Genomic DNA, 2,847 nt, shown 5'->3' on the forward strand with positions numbered 1-2,847 from the left:
TCACAAGTGAGCTAGCTAAATGAATAAACAAGAAGCGATCGATAAAGCCACCATCACTTTTAACTCAGCCGCCGATTATTTTGACGCGCCAGCACTATCTTTTTGGAATCGGTTCGGGCGGCGGACGATCGAGCTAGCCGATCTCCAGCCAGGGATGCGGGTTTTGGATGTCTGTTGTGGGACTGGTGCATCGGCAATTCCCGCAGCCGTAAAAGTTGGGACGACTGGATCTGTTTTGGGTGTCGATCTGGCTGAGTCACTACTCAAATTGGCGCGAACCAAAGCCCAGCAGCAAGGATTGGCAAATATTGAGTTTCAATGTGCTGATTTTAGTAACTTAGGTTTACCCAGCGCGAGTTTCGATGCAATTGTCTGTGTATTTGGGATTTTCTTTTTACCCAACATGGAAGCTGCCGTTGCCGAATTGTGGCGGATGCTGCGTCCTGGCGGTACGTTAGCGATCGCGTCTTGGGGGGCGCGAGTATTCGAGCCTGCCAATCGGACATTCTGGGATGCCATCCAGTCCGAACGTCCCGATTTGTATAAACAATACACACCGTGGTATCGGATTGGCGAACCTGCATCGCTGCAAGCATTAGTATCATCGTGTGGTGCAACTGATATTAGAGTGTTTGCCGAAACCGATCGTCACCAACTGAATACCCCAGAGGATTGGTGGACGATGGTGATGGGTGGTGGAATTAGAGGCACGATCGATCGACTAGATCCAGCCACCCAAATGCGGGTTAAATCTGCAAGCTTAGAATTTTTAAAAACCAACAACGTTCGGGTGTTAGAGTCGGATGTTTTATACGCAATCGCTCAAAAATGAGTGCGACCTGTAGAATATAGGTCATCTATCTTAAATCGTTACCAAGCTTCCGGAATTAAAAGTCGATCGATTGAATTAGATAACTAAATACTTGCGTTTTCTCTCTCATAGTGGCAGCGCGAACCAATAACTAATATTTAAAACGTATGGCGAAGAAAGGCATTTTCATGGCAACAGCTTTAGTAGTGGCTGCTGGAGCGGGATTTGCGGGTTATAAATATATCTATAGCAGCCAAACCAGTCCTCAGGATCTCGCAGGGGTGATTCCGGCAAACGCTTACATGGCAGCGTATGTCTCTAACGAACCCGAAACTTGGGCGAAATTACAAAAATTTGGTACGCCCGAAGCGCAAAAGATCGTCACCGCCCAACTCAAGGATCTCGAACAAAAGTTTGCTACTGACATGAAGATGGATTTTAGCAAGGACGTCCAGCCATGGCTGGGTAGTGCCATGATTGCCTTTTTGCCCGATCCTGACGGCAAGTCCACCCAGCCGCACATGCTGATCTCGATCGGGATTAAAGATAAACTCAAAGCTTTGGATTTTGCCAACAAGCTCAAAGCCCAAAGTAAAGAACCCATCAAAACGATCGATTATCAAGGGGTCGAAATTACCGATAGCGGCAAAGGGAGTGGTGAAACCTTCACCGCGATGGTTAACGATCGCTTGGTCATCTCCCCCGAACAGCATACGCTCGAACTGGCGATCGATACCGCCAAGGGTCAACCGTCCCTAGCTAGCAAAGCTGGAAATGACTGGTTCAAAGGCGATAGTCTCCAGCTCAAACACCCGGTGATGGCATTCTATATTCCCGACTATCTCCAAGGAGTCCAACAGCTCATCAAATCGGGCAACCAACCAACCACGCTCGATCCGGCTACGATGACCCAGTTGAAAAAAATTCAGTCCTTCGGAGGGGGCATCGGCATCGAAGACAACGGCATTAGATTCAAAATGGTAGCCAAAACTGACGGTACAAATCTCAATTTACCTAACACATCTGCCAAAGCAAGTGGTAACTATCCCGCCGATACTTTTGCCCTAATTGGCGGAACTGGCTTGAGCCAAATTTGGACTGAAATCAATAAAGTGGCGGCGGCAAATCCCGAAACTCAAAAAACGTTCGCCCAAATGCGGCAGAGTTTTACCCAATCGACGCAATTGGATCTCGATAAAGATGTCTTTAGTTGGATGGGTGGCGACTATACGATCGGGACGATCCCAGTCAGTGCTGGGATGATGGCTCAGGCGGGCTTTGGTGGGGCGATAACGATCGATAGTACCGATCGCGCTGTCACTGACAATACCATGACCAAACTCACCAATCTCGCCAAAGGCTCGGGTGCGACGATCGAACAACGGAAAGTCGGCAACACCCAGATTTCCGATCTCAAGGCTCCTGGCGGTATGGGTACGGTGATGAGTTATGGCTGGTTGTCAGATAAATCCCTGATCGTGACTGTCGGCGACGGCTTGGTCGAAAAAATTGCCACACCAGCTAGCGAAACACTTACTGGCGCGGCTAATTTTAAGATGACAATGGACGCGATGCCCGACCAAAAACAAAGCTATGTCTTTATCGATGTCGAAAAAGTATTTAGTTTAGTTAATAGTAAATTGGGCGCGATGGCTGGCAAAAATATCCCCCCCGATGTCAATGCGATCGTCACTTCCATTCGCGGCTTAGGGATGAGTTCGACTCAACCTGACAAAAATACCAGTCAGTTTGACGCTTTACTCACGCTCAAATCGAGTGAGAAGTAACCTCTCGCAGAGAAGAGCAGGAATTAGTGCGCTGCTCGTGCTTACCCCGCATCGATGAAGGGTACCCACAAGGGGCACCCCTACAGATAACTTGTAGGGGTGCCCCTTGTTGGTACCCTCCTCAGATCTACGCGATAGATCCCAACTCCCTAATTCCCGTAAGGACGCGGAAACGGTTTCAACATCTTGTCAGCTTGATAAACACTAAAAGTTTGCACGACTTCCCCGCCTCTACGGATGGGAATCTCG

The 2,847-nt window shown here is 48.6% G+C and carries 2 protein-coding genes; both read left to right on the forward strand.

What is annotated here, in order from left to right; all coding sequences use genetic code 11:
- The first annotated feature begins 19 nt into the window (after positions 1-19).
- A complete protein-coding gene (locus tag RMO84_RS18550; RefSeq protein WP_310489918.1) occupies positions 20-832 on the forward strand; it encodes a methyltransferase domain-containing protein in 813 nt (270 codons plus the stop codon).
- 146 nt (positions 833-978) lie between these two features.
- A complete protein-coding gene (locus RMO84_RS18555) occupies positions 979-2,598 on the forward strand; it encodes a DUF3352 domain-containing protein (RefSeq protein ID WP_310489919.1) in 1,620 nt (539 codons plus the stop codon).
- The last annotated feature ends 249 nt before the right edge of the window (positions 2,599-2,847 follow it).

This window comes from Chamaesiphon sp. VAR_69_metabat_338, from assembly GCF_031423935.1.
GTDB lineage: Bacteria > Cyanobacteriota > Cyanobacteriia > Cyanobacteriales > Chamaesiphonaceae > Chamaesiphon.